Below are 16,870 nucleotides of genomic sequence, written 5' to 3'. Positions count from 1 at the left end.
GTAGCCCGCGCGAAACATCCCCCCGGCACACTTCAGCCCATGCTTGAGATCGCCCGCGACCTGCTGCCTCTGGCCCGGTCGGGATCACCGGTCGCCGTGGTGACCGTGACCCGTGTCGCCAGCAGCGCGCCGCGGGGTGTCGGCGCCGCGATGGCGGTCACCGGCGACGGCGCGGTGCTCGGCTCGATCTCGGGCGGCTGCGTCGAGGCCGATGCCGTGGTGCTCGCCCACGCGGCGCTCGCCACCGGGCGTCCGCAGTCGGCCCGGTTCGGGTTCGACGACGCCGCCGCCCACGCCGCGGGCCTGGCCTGCGGCGGGCAGGTCGACGTCCTCGCCCAGCGCCTCGACCCGGCCGACGCGATCACGATGCGGGCGCTGGAGGGCGCGGCTGCCGACAGGCCCGCCGTCCTCGCGGTCGTCACGACCGGCCCGCACACCGGCCTGACCGTGGACGCGACCACGCTGGACGCCGCCACCACGGCCTGCCTCGCCGACCGCGAGACCCGGCTCCTGCCCGGTGCGCACGACGGCGCGGACCTGCTGGTCCTGCAGCGCGCACCGCGCGCACGCCTGATCGTCCTCGGCGCCGGTGAGCACGCCGCCGCGCTGTGCCACGTCGGTGCCGCGGCGGGCTTCGCGGTGACCGTGTGCGACCCGTGGGCTACGCTCGTCACCCGCGAGCGGTTCCCCGCGGCCGACGAGCTCGTCGTCGCGCTCCCCCACGAGTACCTCGCCGGGCTGGCCGCGCACGAGACCGACGCCCGCACGGCCGTATGCGTGCTCACGCACGACGAGCGGCTCGACGTCCCCGCGATCCACCAGGCCCTGTCGATGCCGGTGGGCTTCGTCGGAGCGATGGGCGCCCGGGCCACCGTCGCCCACCGTGCCGCGCGGTTGCGCGACGCCGGTGTGGACGACGTCGACCTCGCCCGACTGCACTCCCCTCTCGGGCTCGACCTGGGGGGCTCGACCCCCGAGGAGACGGCGCTGTCGGTCCTGGCCGAGATCGTCGCCTCACGGCACGGCGGCTCCGGCCACGCCCTGCGCGAGGCGAGCGGCCCGATCCACCGGGGCTCCGCCGTCGTGCCCCATGCCAGAGCCACGGCGTGCCCGGCGCCGCCCACGCAGTCCCTCGCCCGACCCGGAGGCACCCGACCATGACCCGCACCCTCATCGAGAACGGCCACGTCGCCACCGTCGACGCCACCGGCACCGAGCACACCGCCGGGCACGTCGTCCTCGACGGCGGTGAGATCGTGGCCGTGGGAGCGGGCCGCGCGCCGGAGCACCTGCGTGCCGGTGCCGACGTCGTCGACGCGACCGGCTGCCTGGTCACGCCGGGCCTGGTCAACACCCACCACCACCTGTACCAGTGGCTCACCCGCGGATACGCCCAGGACTCGATCCTGTTCGACTGGCTCACCGCGCTGTACCCGCTGTGGTCCCGGATCGACGCCGACCTGACCAGCACCGGGGCGGCCGGCGCGATGGCGGTCCTCGCACGGTCGGGCTGCACCACCGTGGGCGACCACCACTACGTGTTCCCGCAGGGCTCGGGCGACATCGTCGGCGGGATCGTCGAGGCGGCGTCCCGCGTCGGCCTCCGCCTGCACGCCACCCGCGGGTCCATGGACCTGGGCGCCTCCCAGGGCGGTCTGCCGCCGGACTTCGCCGTCGAGACCACGGACGCGGCCCTCGCGGCGTCGGCCGAGGCCGTCGAGAGGTACCACGACGCTTCGCGCGACGCGATGGTGCGCGTCGCGATCGCCCCGTGCTCACCGTTCTCCGTGACCGCCGACCTGCTGCGCGAGGCCGCCACGCTGGCCCGCTCGCTCGACGTGCGCCTGCACACCCACGCCTCGGAGACCGCCGAGGAGGACGCCTACTGCCTCGAGCACTTCGGCACCAGCCCGACGCAGTACCTGGAGGACCAGGGCTGGCTCGGCCCCGACGTCTGGATGGCGCACTGCGTGCACCTCGACGCCCCCGCGATCGAGCGGTACGCCGCCACCGGCACCGGCGTGGCGCACTGCCCGTCGTCGAACGGACGGCTCGCCGCAGGCATCGCGCCCGTGCGTGCCCTGCTGGACGCCGGGGTGGCGGTGGGGCTCGGCGTCGACGGCGCCGCCTCCAACGAGTCGGGTCAGCTCGGCGTCGAGATCCGCGAGTCGGTGCTCATGAACCGGCTGCGCACCGGCGCGGACTCGATGAGCGTCCGCGACGGGCTGCGGGCCGCCACGATGGGGGGCGCGCGGGTCCTGGGGCGGGGCGACGAGATCGGCTCGCTCGAGGTCGGCAAGCTCGCCGACGTCGCCGTCTGGCAGGTCGACGGCGTCGAGCACGCCGGCATCCTCGACCCCGTCGCCGCGCTCGGGCTCGGCGCGCTGCCGCCCCTGAAGCGGCTGTACGTCGCCGGGCGCGCCGTCGTCGAGGACGCGACGCTGACCACCACCGACGAGCGCAAGCTCGCCCACGAGGTGACCCTGGCCTCGCGCGAGCTCGCCGAGCGGCTCTGATGGACGTCACGTCCGTCACCGGCTTCCGCACCGCCCGCACGCGCGCCGACCTCGTGCTGGACCCCGGCGAGGTCTTCCTCGGCGGGGGCACCTGGCTGATGAGCGAGCCGCAGCCCGGCACCACCGGGTTCGTGGACCTCACCACGCTCGGCTGGCCCGACCTCGAGGTGAGCGCCGACGGCCTGCGCATCGCGGCGACCTGCACCATCGCGACCCTGCGCGGCTGGGCCGAGGGCCGCGGCGCCGATCCCGTCCCGTCGGACTGGTCCGCGGTCGCGATGATCCCCGACGCCGCCGACGCGCTGCTGGCCTCCTTCAAGATCTGGAACACGGCCACCGTCGGCGGCAACGTCTGCCGGGCCTTCCCCGCCGCCGCGATGGTCTCCCTGGCCGTCGCGCTCGACGGCGTCGCCGAGGTGTGGACGCCCGACGGCGGCACGCGCCACCTGCCCGTCGCGGACCTGGTCACCGGGCCCGGCGAGACCGCGCTGCGCCACGGCGAGGTGCTGCGCGCGATCGAGCTGCCCGCGAGCGCCCTGCGCTCGCGCGCCGGGCTGCACAAGATCGCCCTGGCCGAGCTCGGCCGCTCCGGCGCCGTCGTCTCGGGCCGCCGCGACGCCGACGGCACGTGCGTCGTCGTGGTCACCGCCGCCGTCGAGCGACCCGCCGTGCTGCGGTTCGCCGCGCTGCCCGACGCCGCCACGCTCGCGGCCGCCGTCGGCGACCTCGACGGCTGGTACACCGACTCGCTCGGCGCGGCCGACTGGCGGCGCGGCGTGAGCGTCGTCCTCGCCGAACGGCTGCGCCGGGATCTCGCCGGCGACCCGGAGGACCCCGCATGAAGATTCACGTCAACGGGAGCGGCCACGACACCGACCCGCGCCCCGGGCAGTGCCTGCGCACCCTGCTGCGCGAGCACGGGCACACCGAGGTCAAGAAGGGGTGCGACGCGGGCGACTGCGGGGCCTGCGCGGTGCTGCTGGACGGCAAGCCCGTGCACTCGTGCATCGTGCCGGCCCCGCGCGCCGAGGGCGCCCAGGTCACCACGGCAGCGGGCCTCGCCCCCGGCGACGACCTGCACCCGGTGCAGGAGGCGCTCATCGAGGAGTTCGGCTTCCAGTGCGGGTTCTGCACCCCCGGGATGAGCGTCACCGCCTCCTGCCTGACCGCCGACGACCTGCCCGACCTCGACCGGCGGCTCAAGGGCTCGCTGTGCCGCTGCACCGGCTACCGCCCGATCCGCGCGGCGATCCGCAAGGTCCTCGACGACGGCGCACCGACCGCGGCGGGCTCGACCCCGCGGCACGCGACGGACGACGGCGACACACCGGCCGGGGTCGGACGCTCGGTCTCCCCCGAACCCGCCCGGCGCGTGGTCCAGGGCCTGGAGCCGTACACCTTCGACACCCCGGAGGCCGCCGGCACGCTCGTGCTGCGCGTCCTCGGCTCGCCGCACGCGCACGCCCGCATCACCGCGATCGACACCGCCGCCGCCCGCACGCTGCCCGGCGTCGTCGCCGTCCTCACCCACGCCGACGCCCCCGCGAGACGGTTCTCCACCGCCCGCCACGAGCACCGCACCGACGACCCCGACGACACCCGGGTGCTCGACGACACGGTCCGGTTCGTCGGGCAGCGCGTCGCCGCCGTCATCGCCGAGACCGCCGAGATCGCCGACGCCGCGCTCCGGCTGATCGACGTGACCTACGAGCCGCTGCCGTTCGTGCTCGACGCCGAGGAGGCTCGGCAGCCGGGCGCCCCGGTGGTCCACCCCGACCGGCCGGTCGCCGTCCAGGCCGACCCCGAGCGCCCCAACGTGCTCGGCAGCCTGCACGCCGGCATCGGCGGCGACGTCGACGCGGCGCTCGCCGCGAGCGCCGTCACCGTCGGCGGGGCGTGGCAGACCGGGCGGGTGGCGCACGCCCAGCTCGAGACGCACGGCGCGCTCGGCCGGCTCGACGACGACGGCCGGCTCGTCATCCGCTCCAGCACCCAGGTACCGTTCCTCACCCGCAACGAGCTCGCCCACGTCTTCGACCTGCCCCGCGACCGCGTGCGCGTGCACGCCGCGCGGGTGGGCGGCGGGTTCGGCGGCAAGCAGGAGATGTTCGTCGAGGACATCGTGGCGCTCGCCGTGCTCACCACCGGCCGCCCGGTGTCCTACGAGTTCTCCCGCACCGACGAGTTCCGGCGGGCGGCGCTGCGCCATCCGTTCCGGGTGGAGGTCTCGCTCGGCGCGACGACGGACGGGACGCTGACGGCCCTGAAGGTGGACGTGCTGAGCAACACCGGCGCGTACGGCAACCACGGCATCGGGGTGCTGTTCCACTCGGTGTCGGAGTCGATCAACGTCTACCGCTGCCCGGTCAAGCGCGTGGACGCCGAGTCCGTGTACACGAACGCGGTGCCGTCGGGGGCGTTCCGCGGGTACGGGCTGGGGCAGGTGATCCTCGGCGTGGAGTCGGCGATGGACATGCTCGCGCAGCGGCTCGGGATCGACCCGTTCGAGCTGCGCCGCCGCAACGCGGTGCGCGACGGGGACCCGTTGCTCACGGTCGACGACGAGCCCGAGCCGGACCTGCGGTGGGGCAGCTACGGGCTGGACCAGTGCCTCGACCTCGCCCAGGACGCGCTGCGGCGCGGCAACGGCGTCGAGGCCCCGCCCGGGTGGCGGGTCGGCGAGGGCATGGCGATCGCGTTCATCGCGGGGGCGGCACCGGGCGGCCACCACGCGCACGCAGCCGCGTCGCTGCGCCCGGACGGCACGTTCGCGCTGTCGGTCGGGACGGCCGAGTTCGGCAACGGCACGAGCACCGTGCACCGGCAGATCGCCGCCTCGACCCTGGCGGCGACGCCGGACCGGATCGTGCTGCGGGCCTCGGACACCGATCTGGTGGACCACGACACGGGCGCGTTCGCGTCGGCGGGCACGGTCGTGGCCGGCAAGGCGTTGGCGCGCGCCTGCACGGCGCTGCGCGGCCTGATGATCGACGTCGCCCGGCAGGTGTCCGACGGCGGTACCCCGGCGGGAGGCGCCGCTCCGCGGGCGGAGCTCGTCGCGGCCGGCGTGCGGGTGGGCGAACGGCTCGTGGGCTTCGACGAGATCGTGAGCGCCGCCGGGGACCCGGAGAGCCGCGAGCTGACGACCCACGGCAGCGACGACGGCAAGGAGCGGAGCCTGGCCTTCAACGTGCACGCGGTGCGGGTCGCCGTCGAGGAGGAGACCGGCTCGGTGCGCGTGCTGCAGTCGGTGCAGGCCGCGGACGCCGGGTTCGTCATGAACCCGGCGCAGTGCCGCGGCCAGGTCGAGGGCGGCGCGGCCCAGGGGCTCGGCAGCGCGCTGTACGAGGAGGTGCTGGTCGACGACCGCGGGGCCGTGACGAACCCGGCGTTCCGCACCTACCGCGTCCCGCAGTCGGCCGACGTCCCCGACACGGAGGTGTACTTCGCCGACACCTTCGACACGATCGGGCCGTTCGGCGCGAAGTCGATGAGCGAGTCGCCGTACAACCCGGTGGCGCCCGCCGTCGGCAACGCGATCGCCCGGGCGCTGGGACGGCGGCCGTTCCGTCAGCCGTTCACCCGCGAGCGCGTGTGGCGGCTGGCGCAGGAGGGGTGACGCTCTGGCGATCCCGCAGGTCAGACCGAACGCTGCCACACGACGGTCTAGCCATGCGGCTCGGAATGCTCTAGAGTTGACCCATCAAGATCAGCCCGCTCGCCTCACGGCTCGGGCTGATTTTCTTTTTTGCCAGGAGACGCATGGTCGCGTACACGAAGCCGTGGCTCTCGGTCGACGAGCAGGTCGCCCGGCTTGCCTCCCGCGGGGTCGACGTTCACCCCGAGGCTCGCACAGCCGCTCTGCTGCGGTCCGTGGGCTACTACCGACTCACGGGCTACCTGTACCCCTTTCGTCGTTCCGAATGGCGTAGCACCGAGGACGGATCAGGACTGCAGGTCCTGAGCGACGACAAACCCGGAACCCGCATCGATCACGCCGCGGAACTCATCGACTTCGTCGCCCCTGAACTCCCGACCGATCACGGACTTGCACTCCTGCCGGCGAGGCTCTCGAAAACGTGAAGCGCCCCAGGTTCCATGCCGCTCCTATGCGGGTTGAACCTGCTCGGTGAGAGCAGCGTAGTGGGCGGTCTCGAACTCGGTCGGGGTGTTCATGCCGAGGGTGCCGTGCAGGCGCCGGTTGTTGTACCAGTCGACCCAGCCGGCGGTCGCGTACTCGACGTCCGCGATGGTCTTGTAGGGGCCGTCGTGGAACACGGTCGTGCGGATGCATTCGGCCTTGTAGAGGCCGTTGATCGTCTCCATCAGGGCGTTGTCGTATGCGTCGCCGACGGACCCGATCGACGGGCTGATGCCCTCGAGCTCGAGACGCTCGGTGTAGTGGATCGATGTCTACTGGCTGCCGGCATCGCTGTGGCAGATCAGCCCGCCGGGAACCGGGGTGCCCTCGCGGTCGCGTTGCCAGATCGCCATCCGCAGCGGGGCCTCGACGAGCTGGACGTCCTTGGCCGTCGCGGCGTGCCAGCCCACGATCTTCTGGGCGTAGCAGTCGACGATGAACGCGACGTAGACCCATCCGGCCCAGGTGCGCACGTAGGTGAAGTCGCCGACCCACTTCGTGTTGGGTTCACTGGCAGTGAAGTCACGGTCGAGGAGGTCACCGGCCCGCTTGCCGTCCTTGGCCGGCACCGTCGTGCGGATCCCCTTGTCGCGCCGGACCCCGGACAGACCCAGCTGCCGCATCGCGCGGTCGACCGCACCCCGCGAGGCGCCCGCCACCTTGTGCCGGCGGATGTAGGCGCCCATCTTGCGGCGCCCGTACAAGCCCTCCGGAGTCAGCCGACGTCGCCCACCATCCCAAGTCCACGCGACGTCGCGCACGGCGTCCAGGACGATCGCGTCGCTGATCGTGCGGGCCGCCACCGGGCGGCCCTGTTGCTTCCAGACCCGGTAGGTGCGCGCGGCGATCTGACAGCCCTGCTCACGCAAGACCCGACAGACCGACTCGACCGCGTGCCCCTGAGCGCGCATCTCGTCGATGAACGCGCGGATCATCGGCCGCGGGGGTCGAGCTCCCCCACGAAGAAAGACGTCGCGGCCTTCAAGATCGCCACGTCCTCCCGCAACCGGCGGTTCTCCGCCCGCAGCCGTTTGATCTCCTCGGACTCCTCGCTCGTGGTCCCCGGGCGGTCGCCGGAATCGACCTGCGCCTGGCGCACCGAGCGGCGCACGGTCTCCACGCTCAGCCCGGTCTGGCGGGCCACCGCCTCGCACGCCGCGGTCAACGACGGGTACTCCCCACGGTGCTCGGTCACCAGACGCACCGCCCGGGCCTTCACCTGCGGATCAATCTTCTTGGGCACGGGCCCATCCTTCCTGACTGTCGACTCAGAAAGGAACGGCATGAAACCTGGGGCGCTTCACCACGGTCGGGGTGATCGGATACGTTCGGTTGCCGCGCCGGACGAAGGGCACCAAGCCCCAGGAACAGGCGTTCGACTCGGGGCCGGAGCCTCAGAAGTAGAAGCAAGTTGCGCCTCGCAGCGTGGATCAGGGCCGTCAGTATATGCTGACAGGCCCTGACGCTTGAGTCCGACGAAGAAGCTCATGACCAGCTGGACTACACCCGCAACGTCGCTGCGCATCATGCACGCCTCTTCAACCAGAAGCTCCAGTACGCGCCGGGCACGCCGAGCCCGAAGCAGATCGGACAGACGACTCGTCGACCTCGTCCAGCAGCTCCCCGCATCGGACTCCGTCGGCGAAGCGTCAATGGGTATTCCCGACCGCTGGGACGAGCTTCAGCGGCTCAACGCAGTTGAGGGTGTAGCAGGGGTCTGAAGCCTCCGGCTTCCAGGAGCGAGCGGGCGATGTAGTGGTTGAGGTTGCGGAAGCCGAGGGCGGATCCGCGCAGGTGTTCGAGGCGCCCGTTGATTGCCTCGGTCGGTCCGTTGCTGGTGCCGGGCAGGTCGAAGAACGCGAGCACGTCGGTGGCGCGCTTGGTCAACGTCCGCCCGAGGGTGACGAGCTCGCTCAGTGCCGCCGGAACGCCGCGGCTCAGGGAGTCGATGACGGCGCTCATCAGCGCACGGCCCTGGGCGCGGTCGGGGTGGCGGTAGGCGGTGATCACGCGCTAGTAGATGCCCCAGGTCGCCTCGACGGGCACGTGTTCCTCGGTGGCGAACAGCGCTTCCAGCCGGGTCTTCTGCTTGTCGGTCAGCAGGCCGGCGCCGGTGTGCAGGGTCCGCCGCGCGCGATACAAGGGGTCTTTGGCGCGGCCGCGGTGGCCGTGCAAGTCGAGCTGGACTCGGCGGCGGCAGCGGTCCAGGGCGTCACCGGCGAGTGGCACGACGTGGAACGGGTCCATCACGGCGGTCGCGTCGGGCAGCTCTTCGGCCGCAGCGGTCTTGAACCCGGTGAACCCGTCCATCGCGACGACCTCCACCTGATCGCGCCAGGTCTTCGGACGGGTGGTGAGCCAGGACTTGAACGCACTCTTGGAGCGCCCTTCGACCATGTCGAGCAGGCGGGCCGGACCGGTGCCGTCGCGGATCGGGGTCAGGTCGATGACCACGGTCACGTACTTGTCCCCGCGGCGGGTGTGCCGCCACACGTGCTCGTCGACGCCGACAGTGGTGACGCCGTCGAACCGAGCCGGATCGTCGATCAGCAGGCGGCGTCCCTCGGCCAAGACGGCGTCGTTCGCGGTGTGCCACGACACCGCGAGGGCCTCGGCAACCCGCGCCACGGTCAGGTGCTGAACGACGAGCCCGACCAGGGCCCAGCGCACCGCCGCCCGCGACAACTTCGCCCTCGGCTCCGCCGCCGCCGAGGTGTCCTGACGCCACACCCGGGCGCAGCCCGCGCAGCGATAGCGGCGCACCCGGACCAGCAGCGTCGTCGGCCGCCACCCGAAGGGCTCGTGCGCCAGCCGTCGGGTCACCGTCCCTCGCGGCGTGGCCTCAGCGCCGCACCCGCGGCAGAACGCGTCGTCATCGCGGGCGACGACGCGGCACTCGAGCACCGCTCGGTCAGGCTCCAGATGTTGCCCGACCACGACGAGGCCGAGCTCGTCCAGGCGCGCGATGGTCGTCAAGTCAGGGGCAACGAAGGTAGCGACCCTTCTATGTCTGTCAAGCCACGATGGGCCCGGAGGAGAGCGTCATGTCGGCTGCCTCGTCGGCCCTGCTCGCGGCAGTGAGGGCGCGGTGGATCTGCCGGGCGAGATAGCGCTTGAGGATTCGACGGATCTCCCGCCGCGTGAGTCCTTCGGCCAGTCTTCGCTCGACATAGGCCTTCGTCTCCACGTCGTGGGTCATGCGCACGATGACTGCCATGTGCAGGGCCTTGTTCAGCCGTCTGTCGCCGCCGCGGTTGAGGCGGTGGCGGACGGTGTTGCCAGAGGACGCCGGGATCGGGCTGACGCCAGCGAGAGAGGCGAACGCTGCCTCCGAGTGCATGCGTCCGTCGTGCGACCATGCCGCCATCGCCACGGATGCGGTCACGGGGCCGATCCCGGGCTTGTCGAGCAGTACTCGCGCCGCGCTCTGTTTGAGCAGCGACGTGGTCGTCTTGACCTTCTCGGCAAGTTCCTGATCGAGGTCGAGGACGCGCTTGGCCAGTCGCACCGCCTCGGCGCGAGCGATGAACATCTCGGTCGCTTCCGAACGCGGATGCCACTTGGAGACCTCGATCACCTGCTTGCCGGTCAATGGCTTGCGGGCATCGATGCCCAGGTCGAGCACGCGCAGCAGGGCGATCAGAGCGTTGATAGTTCCGGTCCGTTCGGCGGTCATGTGGTCGCGCGCGGCCAGGAGAACCCGCAGAGCAGCTCGCACGCCGTCGTCCTTGCGCAGGTAGCGCAACTGGTCAGCCCGCAGCGGGAGAACCGAAGCCGCGACACGTCGCGCATCCAGAGGGTCGGACTTGCCGATACCGTGATTGGCCTTCGCGCTCATCCGCGCGGCTTCGACGACCTGGTAGCCCGCCTTCGTGACGGCGCGTGCCAGTTGCGCGCCGTAGGAGGCGGAGCACTCGATCACCCACAGGGCCTCGAGGTCTCCGCCTGTGCGGCGTCCTACCCACTCAAGCGCACGGGCCATCCCCGTGCGGGTCGCGGGGAACTCGGCCTCATCGACGCTCTCGCCATGAGGTGTCGCCAGGATCGACAGGGCGTGGTTGCGGGCGTGAGTGTCCACGCCGATGACGAATGGGCGCGTGTGCGCGACGATGGTCACAGCGGTCGGGGCCTTCCTCTTCCGGGACATGGTCCGGCCGCAACGGCCGGCGCTGGCCCGGGCGGGAGTCACGACGGGGCAGGACTGTGAATGAGTCACGACGCCCGCGCGAACGCAGGTGTTGGACAGCCTTCTGATCAGGCCACCGAGGTGGGCCGAGGACGGCGCCGGCCATCCCGCCGAGGCGGACACGTCGCTACCAAGGCACTCGCGAACGAGGCCAGTCATATACGGAGTCACATCTCGACAGGACGGCCGGAACCATCCTCAGCAGCAGGTCCCAGACCAGCCACCTGAAGCCCTACAGTCAGGCACGTCGAGGTCTTCTGGATGGGTGGCGTTGGACCCCCAGTCACCCGCCGAACACCCGAGCTCAAGGGATCGCGGCTCAACGCAGATGAGGCCAGAAAGTCCCGGCTATGAGAATGACCGGGACTTTCCGAAGACCTTCCGGCCCTGAAGCCGAAACCGTCCGTCCCGTCACCTTCTGGGTGTCGGTATGTGGTTAGCCCATCCGTCCTCCCTGACCGCCATCGGGGGCGATTTCGTCGATCCGTGCGAGGTCATCGATGGAGAGCGCGACGTCTGCGGCGGCGATGTTCTGCGCGACGCGGTCGGCGTTGCGGGAGCCGGGGATCGGGACGATGTCGTCCCTCTGTGCCAGCAGCCATGCCAGGGACAGCTGCGCCAGGGTGGCGCCCTTGCTCTCGGCGAGGTCGGTCAGCTGCTGCACCTTGGCGATGTTGGTGTCGAAGTTCTCGGGCTTCCACCAGGCGAGATGGGACCGCATGTCGCCCTCGCCGTAGTTCTCCGGCTTTTGCACGGCGCCGGAGAGGAACCCGCGCGCGAGCGGCGAGTAGGCGACGAGGCCGATGCCGAGCTCGTCGAGGACGGGCAGGAGGGGGGCGACGTCGTTCCGGGCGAAGATCGAGTACTCGAACTGTTCCGCAGAGATCGGGTGGACGGCGTGGCCGCGGCGGATGGTGTCTTCGTCGGAGTTGGACAGGCCGAGGTACTTGACCTTGCCTGCCTGGACGAGTTCCTTCATCGTCCCGACGATGTCCTCGATCGGCACGTTCGGGTCGGGCATGTGCTGGTAGAGCAGGTCGATGGAGTCTGTGCGCAGGTTGCGGAGGCTGTTGTCGACGACCTCCCGGATGTGTTCGGGGCGGGAGTCGACGCCGAAGTTCATGCCGTCGCCGGCGGTGAACCCGAACTTCGTCGCGATCGTGACCTCGTCGCGGAACGGCGCGAGCGCCTCACCGAGGAGCCTCTCGCCCTCACCCCAGCCGTACATCTCTGCGGTATCGAAGTGCGTGACCCCGAGCTCGTGAGCCCTGCGGATCGCCGAGATCGACGCGGTGTCGTCCGACGGGCCGTAGCCGAAGGCCGTACCCATCGCGCCGTAGCCGATGGCGGAGACGGTCAGGCCCTGCTGACCGAGGGTGCGCTGCTGCATGACGATCTTCCTTCCGGTTTGGTAATGTCATCGTACGCCTTTCGTGGCAGTCTCTGCCACTTGGTGCAGCGTATGCTCGTCATGTGGGTGAGGCGACGACGGAAACGAAGCGGGCCGATCTGCGCCGTGCCGCGCGTGATGTGGTGCGCTCCCAGGTCGCCGAGTCGGCAGTGCGTCTCTTCGACGAGCGCGGGTTTGACGCCACCACTGTCGACGAGGTCGCACAGCACGTCGGGATCTCACCGCGCAGCTTCTTCCGGTACTTCGCCAGTAAGGAGGATGCGGTCCTCGGCGACCCCATCCCCTACGGCCTGGAGATCGCCGCGACCCTCGCCGCCCGTCCTGCGGACGAGGACCCCTGGACGGCCCTCCGCGGCGCCCTCGAACGTCTGGTGCGCGATGTAGACACCGAGCTCGGGTTGATTACGATGCGGGTCGTGATGAGCGCGCCGACGCTGCGAGCTCGCCACCTCGAGAAGCATCTCGCCTGGGGTCGGATGTTCGAGGACATCCTGCGTGACCGGGCTGGCGGCCGCCTGCCCGCCCAGGTGGTGGTGCAGGGTACGTTCGCCTGCCTCGACGTCGCTTTCAGTGAGTGGGTAGCGCTCGATCGTGCCGTCCCACTCAGCAACCTCTTCGACCAGGCGATGGCCGCTCTGCGCTGACCCGGCGGCGCCTGCACACCGACGGCCGGCTAGAAGGGCAGCCCACCGGCAAGGGAAGCAGGTGGACTTCTTCCCCGGTTCTTGAGCCAGGCACCGCGTCGTCATACATGTCGACGGTTAGCAACACCGTGCCCGGGGCGAGATCGCAAGCCGGCTCAGGCAGCCAGCGCTACACCCTCAACTGCGTTGAGCCGCTTCAGCTCTGGTCGTCGGCCTCTTAGGGCAACCATCGGTACCTGCTTCGGCGACGTGCCCGACGCCGGCGGGTGAAGTGATGGCTTAACCGCTCGGAAACGCCGGCACCCTCGGGGCGAAACGTCGGCTGGCTACGTTGCCGTTCGTTCCTATCGGTAGAGGTCGAGCGGAGTCCCACCCATGGCAGTCCACAGCACACATTCCCGACGAGCGCGTGCCGGCGCCGTCGCCGCGGCGGTCGCCGCGTCCGCGCTCGCCCTCGGCGCCTGCGGCAGCGGCGAGACCGAGAGCCCGGCCGACGCTTCCGACGGGTCCGCGGAGGCGGCGTCCCACGGCGAGATCAGCGTGCAGTACTCCTGGATCAAGAACGAGGAGTTCGCCGGCGAGTTCTACGCCGAGGAGAACGGCTACTACGACGAGGCCGGGTTCGACGACGTCATCGGCATCTCCGGTCCCGACACCGGCGTCGCGAAGCTCCTGTCCGGCACGGTGGACGTGGCCCTCAGCGACGCCGCCTCGATCGGTGCCGCGATCGCCGAGCAGGAGGCGCCCCTGAAGATCATCGGCGCCACGTTCCAGAAGAACCCCTTCACGATCCTCTCCCTGGCCGACGGCGCGGACATCTCCTCGCCGCAGGACCTGGTGGGCAAGACGATCGGCGTGCAGGACTCCAACGCCTCGGTGTTCGCCGCCCTGCTCAACGCCAACGGCATCGACGAGAGCGAGGTCACGGTCGTCCCCGTCGACTTCGACCCGACGCCCCTGATGAACGAGGAGGTCGACGGATTCATGGCCTACCTCACCAACGAGGCGCTGACCGTCGAACTCGCCGGCTACGACGTCACGAACCTCGCCTACGCCGAGAACGGTGTGCCCTACGTGGCCGAGACCTTCAGCGTCACCGACCAGTACCTGGCGGAGAACGCCGACCTGCTCAAGGCGTTCCTCACCGCCGAGATCAAGGGCTGGTCCGACGTCTTCACCGAGCCGACCGACGACACGGTCGCGCTGGTCGAGGACCACTACAACGCCGCGGCCGCCGAGTCCGAGGACGGCCTGGAGGCCGTGTTCGGCGCGCTCGACCCGGAGAAGACGGCGATGGGCCTGGAGGCCGAGAAGGAGCTCATCTCCACCGAGGAGACCGAGGCGAACGGCCTGTTCACCATCTCGGACGAGCTCAAGCAGCAGACCGTCGACTCCCTCGCCGCCGCCGGCTGGGACGTGAGCGTCGAGGACCTCTTCGACACCACCCTGATCGACGAGATCTACGCCGAGCAGCCCGAGCTCGTCGACTACCTGCCGTAGGGACCCATGAGCCACGACACCACGTCGGGTGCCCGCCCCCCGGTGCTGCCGCAGGATGCTGCGGCAGCACCGGGGGGCACCGGCATCCACATCGACGGACTGACCAAGACGTTCCAGACCGGGCGGCGCCAGACCGTGACCGCGCTGCAGGACGCCCACCTGCACACCGACAAGGGCTCCTTCCTGGCTCTCCTCGGTCCCTCGGGGTGCGGCAAGTCGACGATCCTGCGCGTGCTCGCCGACCTCGAGCACCCCACCGCCGGCGAGGTCTTCGTCGACGGCAAGACGCCCGCGCAGCTCCGCCGGGACAGCGAGCTCGGCATCGCGTTCCAGGACCACGCGCTGCTGCCGTGGCGCAGCGTGCTGACCAACATCCGTCTCGTCTTCGAGGTCGCCGGCCGCAAGGTCGACAAGCCGTACGTGGACGAGCTCATCGAGCTCGTCGGGCTGACCGGGTTCGAGAAGGCGAAGCCCGCCCAGCTCTCGGGCGGCATGCGCCAACGGGTCTCCATCGCCCGTGCCCTGGCCCTCAAGCCGTCCGTGCTGCTCCTCGACGAGCCGTTCGGCGCGCTGGACGACATGACGCGCCAGAGCCTCAACCTGGAGCTGCTGCGCATCTGGACCGAGAAGCCCGCCACCACGCTGCTGGTGACGCACGGCATCTCGGAGGCGATCTTCCTCTCCGACCGGGTCGCCGTGATGTCGGCTCGCCCCGGACGGATCAAGGAGATCATCGAGGTCGACCTCCCCCGGCCGCGCACGCCCGAGATGATGCGGACCCCGGAGTTCCACGCGCTGGTCGACCGGGCCTCGGAGATCCTGTTCGGGACGCACGGCGCGGCGGCGGAGGCCTGATGTCCCGCCGTTCCCGCATCCCCACCTGGCTCGCCGGGGTGATCGGCGCGGTCGCGCTCGTCGGCGCCTGGTGGGTCTTCTCCGCCACGATCTTCCAGCCGCCGCCCGGGACGACGTTCACGCCGGTGCCCTCGCCGTGGGTCGTGTTCGCCACGATCGCCTCGGACGGCCTCGCCGCGTACCGGCCCGTGTTCTCGGTGACCATCACCGAGGCGCTCATCGGGTTCGCCTGGGGCAACGGCATCGCCCTGCTGCTCGCCGCCACCGTGCTCCTGGCTCCGCGCATCGAGACGGTCGTCACGCAGATCGCCGTGGTCAGCTACTGCCTGCCGGTCGTGGCGGTCGGAGGTATCGCGATCGTGGTCCTCGGTGGTGCACCCCGCCCCGGCGAGCCGAGTGCCACCGCCATCTTCCTCGCGGCGCTGGCCGTGTTCTTCACGACCGTGGTCGGTGCCCTGCTCGGCTTCAAGTCGGCCGACTCCGCGAGCCTCGACGTCGTGCGCGTCTACGGGGGCAGCCGCTTCACCCAGCTGCGCAAGGTGCGGCTCATCGCCGCGACCCCGGCCATCCTCAACGCCCTGCAGATCGCCGTGCCGTCCGCGTTCCTCGGCGCGGTGCTCGGCGAGTACATGGGCGGGATCGACCAGGGCGTCGGGATCACCCTGATCCGCCTGCAGGGCGAGCTCGACTCGGCCCGCGTGTGGGCCGTGTTCCTGCTGACGGCGGCTGTCGCCCTGATCGGTTACGGCGTCGTCGGCCTTCTCTCGCGACTGGCCACGCCGTGGGTGGCAGGACGGAGCGCGTCATGAACGCCGTCTCCTGGCGCCCGGTGGGCCGGGCCGCCCTCGACGCCCTGCTGACGGTGGTGATCGTGCTCGCCCTGTGGTGGGCCGTGGTCAACCTCACCGGGATGTCGCCGTACGTCGCCAAGGGCCCCGCCGACGTGTGGGAGTTCCTCGTCTCCGGGCCGGAGGCGGCGGCGAACCGGACCGGGCTGACCCCGCTGCTGGCGCAGACCCTGCAGGACGCCGCCCTCGGGTTCGTGGTCGGCATGGCCGTCGCCGGCCTGCTGGCCGTCCTGTTCTCCCTGTCGCGGACGGTCGAGGCCGGCGTCATGCCGCTCGCCCTGCTGCTGCGCGCGATCCCCCTGGTGTCCATCGCGCCGGTGATCATCCTCATCACCGGCCGCGGCACCCAGGCGTCGGTGGCGGTCATCGGCTCGATCGTGGTGCTGTTCCCGGCGCTGGCGTCGATCCTGTTCGGGCTGAACCGCGCGAGCGTGCAGAGCCTCGACCTGGTGCACGTCTACGGCGGCACCCGCCTGACCGCGATGCGCAAGGTGAACATCCCCGGCGCCCTGCCGTCGCTGTTCGCCGCGGCCCGGGTGTCGGTCCCGGGTGCGGTCACCGGGGCGCTGCTCGCCGAGTGGCTGTCCACGGGTACCGGCATCGGCGGGTCCATCGTGAAGTTCACGGCCGGCGCCCGGTTCGACGACCTGTGGGCCTCGGTGGCGCTGATCACCGTCGTCACCCTGCTGCTCTACAACGTGGTCCAGGTGATCGAGAACGTGGTGCTGACCCGCATGGCCATGACGTCCGCCCAGCGCTGAGGCGCCGT

General features: G+C 71.2%; 12 protein-coding genes, 2 pseudogenes and 1 other annotated feature. Of the genes and pseudogenes, 10 read left to right on the top strand and 4 right to left on the bottom strand.

Annotated elements, in window-relative coordinates:
• The first annotated feature begins 39 nt into the window (after positions 1-39).
• The 5 genes from ACIQLL_RS06495 (at position 40) to ACIQLL_RS06475 (ending at position 6,599) form a co-directional block, all read left to right on the top strand.
• Complete coding sequence (locus ACIQLL_RS06495; RefSeq protein ID WP_402464498.1) at positions 40-1,161, top strand: XdhC family protein; 1,122 nt, start codon at positions 40-42, stop codon at positions 1,159-1,161.
• Positions 1,158-2,516: an 8-oxoguanine deaminase gene (locus ACIQLL_RS06490; protein ID WP_402464496.1), complete on the top strand. Its 1,359-nt coding sequence runs from the start codon at positions 1,158-1,160 to the stop codon at positions 2,514-2,516. Before ACIQLL_RS06495 ends, ACIQLL_RS06490 begins: the two co-directional genes overlap by 4 nt.
• Positions 2,516-3,358, top strand: a complete 843-nt coding sequence (locus ACIQLL_RS06485) for an FAD binding domain-containing protein (protein ID WP_402464494.1) — start codon at positions 2,516-2,518, stop codon at positions 3,356-3,358. The genes ACIQLL_RS06490 and ACIQLL_RS06485 overlap by 1 nt, the downstream gene beginning before the upstream one ends.
• The gene (locus ACIQLL_RS06480) at positions 3,355-6,135 is read left to right on the top strand and encodes a molybdopterin-dependent oxidoreductase (protein WP_402464492.1); all 2,781 of its coding nucleotides are present in this window, start codon (positions 3,355-3,357) and stop codon (positions 6,133-6,135) included. The genes ACIQLL_RS06485 and ACIQLL_RS06480 overlap by 4 nt, the downstream gene beginning before the upstream one ends.
• 143 nt (positions 6,136-6,278) lie before the next feature.
• Positions 6,279-6,599: an Abi family protein gene (locus ACIQLL_RS06475; protein WP_402464490.1), complete on the top strand. Its 321-nt coding sequence runs from the start codon at positions 6,279-6,281 to the stop codon at positions 6,597-6,599.
• Positions 6,600-6,623: 24 nt separating this feature from the next.
• Here the strand turns inward: ACIQLL_RS06475 and ACIQLL_RS06470 are convergent.
• The 4 genes and pseudogenes from ACIQLL_RS06470 to ACIQLL_RS06455 form a co-directional block, all read right to left on the bottom strand.
• Positions 6,624-7,900, bottom strand: a pseudogene (locus ACIQLL_RS06470) (IS3 family transposase).
• Positions 7,497-7,631, bottom strand: a sequence feature (AL1L pseudoknot). It overlaps the preceding pseudogene by 135 nt.
• A gap of 446 nt (positions 7,901-8,346) precedes the next feature.
• A pseudogene (locus ACIQLL_RS06465) lies at positions 8,347-9,633 on the bottom strand (ISL3 family transposase).
• Positions 9,634-9,670: 37 nt separating this feature from the next.
• The gene (locus ACIQLL_RS06460; RefSeq protein ID WP_402464646.1) at positions 9,671-10,804 is read right to left on the bottom strand and encodes an IS110 family RNA-guided transposase; all 1,134 of its coding nucleotides are present in this window, start codon (positions 10,802-10,804) and stop codon (positions 9,671-9,673) included.
• Between the two features lie 475 nt (positions 10,805-11,279).
• Entirely contained in the window at positions 11,280-12,233 is a 954-nt protein-coding gene (locus tag ACIQLL_RS06455; protein WP_402464488.1) for an aldo/keto reductase, read from the bottom strand.
• 83 nt (positions 12,234-12,316) lie between these two features.
• Between ACIQLL_RS06455 and ACIQLL_RS06450 the strand changes: the two genes are divergently transcribed.
• From ACIQLL_RS06450 to ACIQLL_RS06430, 5 genes are all read left to right on the top strand, one after another.
• A complete protein-coding gene (locus ACIQLL_RS06450; protein WP_402464486.1) occupies positions 12,317-12,898 on the top strand; it encodes a TetR family transcriptional regulator in 582 nt (193 codons plus the stop codon).
• A 375-nt stretch (positions 12,899-13,273) separates the two neighbouring features.
• Entirely contained in the window at positions 13,274-14,398 is a 1,125-nt protein-coding gene (locus ACIQLL_RS06445) for an ABC transporter substrate-binding protein (protein ID WP_402464484.1), read from the top strand.
• A gap of 6 nt (positions 14,399-14,404) precedes the next feature.
• Positions 14,405-15,253 (top strand): ABC transporter ATP-binding protein, encoded by an 849-nt coding sequence (locus tag ACIQLL_RS06440; protein ID WP_402464482.1) that lies wholly within the window; start codon positions 14,405-14,407, stop codon positions 15,251-15,253.
• The gene (locus ACIQLL_RS06435; RefSeq protein WP_402464480.1) at positions 15,253-16,062 is read left to right on the top strand and encodes an ABC transporter permease; all 810 of its coding nucleotides are present in this window, start codon (positions 15,253-15,255) and stop codon (positions 16,060-16,062) included. The genes ACIQLL_RS06440 and ACIQLL_RS06435 overlap by 1 nt, the downstream gene beginning before the upstream one ends.
• Positions 16,059-16,862, top strand: a complete 804-nt coding sequence (locus tag ACIQLL_RS06430) for an ABC transporter permease (RefSeq protein WP_402464478.1) — start codon at positions 16,059-16,061, stop codon at positions 16,860-16,862. The genes ACIQLL_RS06435 and ACIQLL_RS06430 overlap by 4 nt, the downstream gene beginning before the upstream one ends.
• The last annotated feature ends 8 nt before the right edge of the window (positions 16,863-16,870 follow it).

Origin of the sequence: Isoptericola aurantiacus, from assembly GCF_044769875.1 — a bacterium.
GTDB lineage: Bacteria > Actinomycetota > Actinomycetes > Actinomycetales > Cellulomonadaceae > Isoptericola > Isoptericola aurantiacus.
Note: the sequence above shows the minus strand (reverse complement) of the source record. Positions and strands in the feature narration are given on the sequence as shown.

Bases quoted from the DNA above. Each gene is read 5' to 3' on its own strand.
- ACIQLL_RS06495 (WP_402464498.1), top strand. From the start codon at position 40: ATGCTTGAGATCGCCCGCGACCTGCTGCCTCTGGCCCGGTCGGGATCA.
- ACIQLL_RS06490 (WP_402464496.1), top strand. From the start codon at position 1,158: ATGACCCGCACCCTCATCGAGAACGGCCACGTCGCCACCGTCGACGCC.
- ACIQLL_RS06485 (WP_402464494.1), top strand. From the start codon at position 2,516: ATGGACGTCACGTCCGTCACCGGCTTCCGCACCGCCCGCACGCGCGCC.
- ACIQLL_RS06480 (WP_402464492.1), top strand. From the start codon at position 3,355: ATGAAGATTCACGTCAACGGGAGCGGCCACGACACCGACCCGCGCCCC.
- ACIQLL_RS06475 (WP_402464490.1), top strand. From the start codon at position 6,279: ATGGTCGCGTACACGAAGCCGTGGCTCTCGGTCGACGAGCAGGTCGCC.
- ACIQLL_RS06460 (WP_402464646.1), bottom strand. From the start codon at position 10,804: ATGTCCCGGAAGAGGAAGGCCCCGACCGCTGTGACCATCGTCGCGCAC.
- ACIQLL_RS06455 (WP_402464488.1), bottom strand. From the start codon at position 12,233: ATGCAGCAGCGCACCCTCGGTCAGCAGGGCCTGACCGTCTCCGCCATC.
- ACIQLL_RS06445 (WP_402464484.1), top strand. From the start codon at position 13,274: ATGGCAGTCCACAGCACACATTCCCGACGAGCGCGTGCCGGCGCCGTC.
- ACIQLL_RS06440 (WP_402464482.1), top strand. From the start codon at position 14,405: ATGAGCCACGACACCACGTCGGGTGCCCGCCCCCCGGTGCTGCCGCAG.
- ACIQLL_RS06435 (WP_402464480.1), top strand. From the start codon at position 15,253: ATGTCCCGCCGTTCCCGCATCCCCACCTGGCTCGCCGGGGTGATCGGC.
- ACIQLL_RS06430 (WP_402464478.1), top strand. From the start codon at position 16,059: ATGAACGCCGTCTCCTGGCGCCCGGTGGGCCGGGCCGCCCTCGACGCC.